At 46.6% G+C, this 5,436-nt stretch carries 9 protein-coding genes; 8 read left to right on the forward strand and 1 reads right to left on the reverse strand.

The features are described from left to right. Positions 1-105 precede the first annotated feature (105 nt). The 3 genes from QUA50_RS28895 to QUA50_RS28905 all read left to right on the forward strand — a co-directional run bounded on the left by QUA50_RS28895 (position 106) and on the right by QUA50_RS28905 (position 1,546). On the forward strand, positions 106-1,113 hold the full coding sequence (locus tag QUA50_RS28895; RefSeq protein ID WP_333264739.1) for a hypothetical protein: 1,008 nt from the start codon (positions 106-108) through the stop codon (positions 1,111-1,113). A gap of 61 nt (positions 1,114-1,174) precedes the next feature. Then, positions 1,175-1,357, forward strand: a complete 183-nt coding sequence (locus QUA50_RS28900) for a hypothetical protein (protein WP_333209012.1) — start codon at positions 1,175-1,177, stop codon at positions 1,355-1,357. Positions 1,358-1,363: 6 nt separating this feature from the next. Continuing rightward, positions 1,364-1,546, forward strand: a complete 183-nt coding sequence (locus QUA50_RS28905) for a hypothetical protein (protein WP_333209014.1) — start codon at positions 1,364-1,366, stop codon at positions 1,544-1,546. Between the two features lie 82 nt (positions 1,547-1,628). Here QUA50_RS28905 and QUA50_RS28910 read toward each other — a convergent pair whose 3' ends face one another. Further along, the gene (locus tag QUA50_RS28910) at positions 1,629-2,069 is read right to left on the reverse strand and encodes a hypothetical protein (RefSeq protein ID WP_333264740.1); all 441 of its coding nucleotides are present in this window, start codon (positions 2,067-2,069) and stop codon (positions 1,629-1,631) included. 266 nt (positions 2,070-2,335) lie between these two features. On the opposite strand from QUA50_RS28910, the gene QUA50_RS28915 reads away from it, so the two are divergent. The 5 genes from QUA50_RS28915 to QUA50_RS28935 all read left to right on the forward strand — a co-directional run bounded on the left by QUA50_RS28915 (position 2,336) and on the right by QUA50_RS28935 (position 5,187). Continuing rightward, complete coding sequence (locus QUA50_RS28915; RefSeq protein ID WP_333055443.1) at positions 2,336-2,548, forward strand: helix-turn-helix transcriptional regulator; 213 nt, start codon at positions 2,336-2,338, stop codon at positions 2,546-2,548. A gap of 69 nt (positions 2,549-2,617) precedes the next feature. Beyond that, positions 2,618-2,842 (forward strand): helix-turn-helix transcriptional regulator, encoded by a 225-nt coding sequence (locus QUA50_RS28920; RefSeq protein ID WP_333055442.1) that lies wholly within the window; start codon positions 2,618-2,620, stop codon positions 2,840-2,842. 225 nt (positions 2,843-3,067) lie between these two features. Then, entirely contained in the window at positions 3,068-3,895 is an 828-nt protein-coding gene (locus tag QUA50_RS28925; RefSeq protein WP_333264741.1) for a M15 family metallopeptidase, read from the forward strand. Positions 3,896-4,039: 144 nt separating this feature from the next. Then, entirely contained in the window at positions 4,040-4,618 is a 579-nt protein-coding gene (gene coaD, locus QUA50_RS28930; protein ID WP_333264742.1) for a pantetheine-phosphate adenylyltransferase, read from the forward strand. After that, a complete protein-coding gene (locus QUA50_RS28935) occupies positions 4,501-5,187 on the forward strand; it encodes a DivIVA domain-containing protein (protein WP_333055439.1) in 687 nt (228 codons plus the stop codon). Before coaD ends, QUA50_RS28935 begins: the two co-directional genes overlap by 118 nt. Positions 5,188-5,436: the final 249 nt, after the last annotated feature.

Genomic DNA, 5,436 nt, shown 5'->3' on the forward strand with positions numbered 1-5,436 from the left:
TAAAAGTTTTTTTTAGTTATTTAGTAATGCACAAATTTAGGTGTTTGTCAAATTAATTTAGATGCGTTTACCCTGCTATACAGCCTCGGCTCTGCCTACTATCAAATGATTGTCAATGAGTGGGACAAAGCAGTTTTTGCATTGAGATTGCGTCACAATATTCGTGAGGAAGATTGTATTACTTACGTTCCCAAAGATTTAGAAAATGCTAACAATGCGTGGCGATATTTTTATAAATGTTGGGAATGTGACAGGCCGGAGGGTGAATCTGCCACAACTGCAATAAATGGTGTTTGTGAGGGTGTTGAGAAGTTGTATTCTCTCGGCAAAACGGCATTTGTTCAATACTGGATTTTGAGCGGTTACGGTCAGTCAGACAAACCCGAAGCTATTGATTATCGCGACCAAGCGGAAAAGTATTTAGTTCAGTCGCTCAACTTGCCTCGTTCTCAGGAAAAGCAAAGGCAAAAAAAAGATTATATCGCTGAACGGCTGGCAAGACTTTACATCACCAAAGAAGAGTATGCAAAGGCTATTCAAATCATTGAAAAGTACCGAGAGCGTAAATTAGACTCCTATGTAATTCATACTTTATCTCTGGGACTAATATTGTTAGGTAGATCGGAGCAAGCAGAAAAAGAATTACAAGCAGCGCTAAATGACAAAGGAAATGTAGATCAAAAAACTTCTAAGTTTTTAATGGGTTGCTCTTTTTTGGGCGCGGGTAAATTCGACCGGGCAAATCAAGTATTTCAGGAACTAAAACAGGAAAAAGAAAAAGATATATTTCTAATTGGAGAAGCATTTGCTGTGGCGAAGTTGAACAGAACAGCAGATGCGATCGAGTGTCTGAGGCAAGCTAATGAAATGAATCCTTGGCGGCTCTCTGTAGGTAAAAGTTTGGAGCAATTGTCAAAGGGAAAGGTTCGCGCCGTGAAGCCCTCTAGATCGCAAAGGGCATTAGATGTGGAAAGCTGTAGGGACGTAGATGTGCACGATTCCGATGGCGAGGGATTAGAGTATTATAGAGCGGTAATGCAGGATGTTTTCGGCTACGATCCAGACGAAACCGACGAGACTTTTGAACAATATTTGGATACTCATGGATATTAGTAGATTCAATTTCCTTAACTCCGTCAAGACTTGTAGTCATTAGAATACAGGGGTCGATAAAATGCCTAAAAGTGTCCCTTACCATCCGTTTAAAATTAAAACTCTCAAAGACCCCAATTTTTCTGCTGGCTACCTCACAGAGATATTTGAGGAAGAATCAGGAGATTTGGAATTAGGAATCATGCTCAAAGCACTTCGAGATGTATTTGAGGCTCTTGGGGAACCAATTATGTCAGATGAGTAGGCCTCATTGCATCTGGAAAAATTAGCTGTTTTGCTGTCGCATCATGGAAGCGTGACAATTTATGCTTTGGCTAATTGGCTGAAGGTTTTGGGATTGAAGTTAACAGTTGCGGTTGATGAAGGGGAGAAAGGGGAAGACGAAGGTTCGGTTAGTGATGTTGCAGAATTAGCTGAGGTTAGTAAGGTTTGATTTTGGGAGCTCGCTCTTTTTATTAACCGGAGATGAACGCACATTAACGCGCTATGGGAGAGGATAATGCGATCGCCCCTTCTCAAAAAGCCGCTAAACACTCTTTCGCTACACAATAAATATTCCGCAGCCACTTTACCTGCGATGCTAACAACCCTTGCTTAATCTTACCTACTAATTTGCCCCAGTTGTAGAGTTCTTCCACACTACGAGACTGGCGAAATTTCCCCTCATAAAAATCTACCCAAAATCTCGGTGCTTGATGTTGGCTGCTTCTCCAGCGTTTCCGCCACCGAATGCAATCTTGCAGCGTCGGCGGTTCGACTCCTAAAATTGGCGGCATATCTCCGTAGCTGACAAACCGACTGATCCCAACTCCGACAACGTGGATGACGTAAGCCCAGCAGCGAATGTCCCGAATCTGTTCTGGCTTGACTTTCAAGACTTTGGCAACTGCTTCTTTGGTTACAAAGCGAGAGAGTGGATTTATTTGCTTGGCTTCTGAGTTTTGTTTTGGTATCATGGTTGGTGACTCCGAATTTTTTGGGGTGACTCCGACTTTTTTGGGTGACTCCGACTTTTTTGGGTGAAGGCGACTTGATTTTGGGTGAATCCTACTTTTTGTTGGTGAATCCTACTTTTTGTTGGTGAATCCTACTTTTTGTTGGTGAATGCCAAATTGTCGGTCATTTGAATAAATAGCTGTTCGCTCTTCAGTTTTCGAGGCCGGGGGGCGATCGCTATTTATGATGTAAATATTTTAAGACCAATACTGGCCTGTTGTCAAGAATGGGATTGATTAAGTTGCGGATTCGAGAGCTGGCTGCCGAGAAGGGTTGGACTTTGACAGAGGTTTCTGAGCGATCGGGAGTTCACTACAGCACGCTTAAGAATTATGCTCGATCGCCCGGTTTAGCAACGGTTGACGTTACTCATTTGCAAAAATTAGCTCGAACTTTTGATTTGTTGATTGAAGATTTGTTTGATGTTGTCGAAGATTAGGCGCCGGAGTGCGGTTGCGGTGGTCGGCGCTTTATATCTCATATATAGTATAGGTGAAATTTCACCCTAATGTCAAGAGGCGAATTGGTTAAATTGCGGATCAGAGAGTTTGCTGCTAGGGAAGGCTGGACGCTGAAGGAAGTAGCCGATCGCTCTGGAGTATCCTACAATACTGTTAAAAGTTATGCCCGATCGCCCGGTATGGCAATGGCTGACATCGGTGCTCTGCTAAAATTGGCGCGGACGTTTGATGTGTCGATCGAAGAATTGTTGGATTTTGTCGAACAACAGTAACAAATTACACTTAAAATAAACCAGCGCCACCAACGCCAACCAGTTCGACATCGCAGGGACGATCGACTGTGGGCCCGAGCAACAGATGCGAGAGTTGGCGGATGGGACGGGGCGAGGTCAGAAAGAGATGATATATTCTCAGCGCCAATTGTAGCTGTTCGATCGCCCAAATCGGTCTACAATTTGTAACGTTGAGCCTTATTGAAGTGCAGGAGTGGAGCTGGCTTGGATAACGCTAGTCTGTCAAGAAAACCCCCGCAAGCCTCGGAGCTTGTCGCCGATGAAATTCCAGAAGCAGTGCGAGACCACCCATACCCAGAAGCGGGGCAGAGTCAGTCTAAGAAAAAAGGGCTGATTTGGAAACTGCTAGGGTTGGCCGCCTTAGCCTTTGGGGTCAGCATCTGGCTGCACCTCAACTTTAACTTGTTCCCAGCCACCAGTCAGGCAGAGCAAACTCAACAAGACTCAGCGCCGACAATTTCCGCGTCTCCGTCTGTCCCGAGTCCAGCTACCACCCCAAAAGTCCCCGCACTCCCAGAAAACCTGCTGGGACACTTGCCCTACCCAGAAGCACCAGCCAAAGACTTGGTAAGCGTCACCTCCGACGGTAGCGTCAAACTCCGCACCTCAGCAGCAGCAAAATATCAGGAAATGGTCAACGCCGCCGCAGCATCAGGCATCTATTTCGCTCCCATATCCGGCTTTCGCTCGCTGCAAGACCAACAGCACGTATTTTTTGACGTGAAAGCCGAACGCAGGCAAAACGCCAGCAAGCGAGCCGAAGTCAGCGCCCCTCCAGGTTACAGCGAACACCACACCGGTTATGCGATCGACATCGGCGACGGCACCGCCCCGGAACACAACCTCAGTCCCAGTTTTGAAAATACCGAAGCATTCAAGTGGTTAGAAGCCAACGCCGTCGCCTTCAGCTTTGAAATGTCATTTCCCAAAAACAATCGCCAAGGCGTCAGTTACGAGCCTTGGCACTGGCGCTTTGTGGGCGACAAGCAAAGCCTCGAAACTTTCTACAAAGCTCATTCCATGAAAAAGTAGAAGTCAGTTGACAGTTGACATTTGTCAGTTGTCAGAAGGAAGGCACTACACGGATTAACACGGATAGAAGGATAATAGACTCTCCCACTCTCCCACTCTCCCATTCCTCCACTCCCCACTCCTCTACTCCGGTGAGCCAAACTCGTGATTGCAATCTATCCAGGCAGCTTTGACCCCATTACCTTCGGTCACGCAGACATTATCGAGCGGGGCTGCAAACTGTTCGATCGGGTAATTGTTACCGTAGTCAAAAACCCCAGCAAAACCCCTCTGTTCACGGTAGAGGAACGGATCGAGCAGATCCGGCGCTCTACCCAACACTTGCCAAATGTAGAAGTAGACAGTTTTGAGGGTTTGACAGTAAACTATGCTAAGATTCGACAAGCCAAAGTGCTGCTGCGGGGGCTCCGGGTATTAACAGATTTTGAAATGGAACTCCAGATGGCCCACACCAATAAAACCCTTCTGGGTGAAATTGAAACAGTTTTTTTGGCAACTTCTAACGAGTACAGCTTTTTAAGTAGTAGTGTAGTTAAAGAAATAGCCAAGTTTGGTGGCTCCGTAGATCATCTTGTTCCGAAACACGTCGCCCTAGATATTTACAAATGTTACGCCAGCAGGAACCAACTCGCATCGAACCCGACATTACCGGACGCGGCACTGAGAACGAATCACCTCAGAACACAGCCACCTTCGGAGATCCCACCCGAACCGCAGGAGTAGACATCCAGCGGGAATTGAACCGGCTTGAGGAAATTGTTCTCGACAGCCCGCGAATTCCCATGACCAGACGCACTCTGGTGGATGAAGAACAGTTGCTCGATCAGTTAGACTTGGTGAGGCTAAATTTGCCGATCGCCTTTCAGGAAGCCGAGACGATCATCCGGCACAAGGACGACTTGCTTCAAGAGGCGGAACTTTACGCTCAGGAAGTGATAGAAGCAGCAGAACAGAGAGCGGCAGAAATTTTAAACGATATGGGCCTGCTCCAGCAGGCGAAGATAGAGGCAGATCAGTTGCGCCAGCAAGTTTTGCTCGACTGCGAGGCAATTCAGCAGGCCACGCTGGCGGAAGTCGAACAAATTCGCTACCAGGCTCAAGAGGAATTGGAAGAGATGAGAGTCAGGGCGATGGCTGAATGCGAGGAAATTCAAAACGGAGCCGACGATTATGCCGACCAAGTGCTCGATAATATCGAGCACAAGTTAAGCGATATGCTGCGCGTGATCCGCAACGGGCGCGATCAGTTGGATAGTGTTTCTGCGTCCCACATTCATCACAACAACGGTTAGCCCACAGTGAACTCATTGCTTGAACCTTGATAAAAGTCTACCTAATTGAGGTAGATTTTTTTTCGGAATAGTCTGTATAGTCTTTCTTCTTCCCTCGCATTTTCTAAAAGTATGGCACTTCCCAGTAGAGTATCTCAGGGATGAGAATTAAATAAAATCCACTCTTGAAAGTGGGATGGGCGTCCCGCCCGTCCTTTTTGGACGGGCGGGACGCCCATCCCACAAGAAAAAAGGGAAATTATTTAATTG

Source organism: Microcoleus sp. M2_D5, from assembly GCF_036701935.1.
Classification (GTDB): Bacteria; Cyanobacteriota; Cyanobacteriia; order Cyanobacteriales; family Microcoleaceae; genus Microcoleus.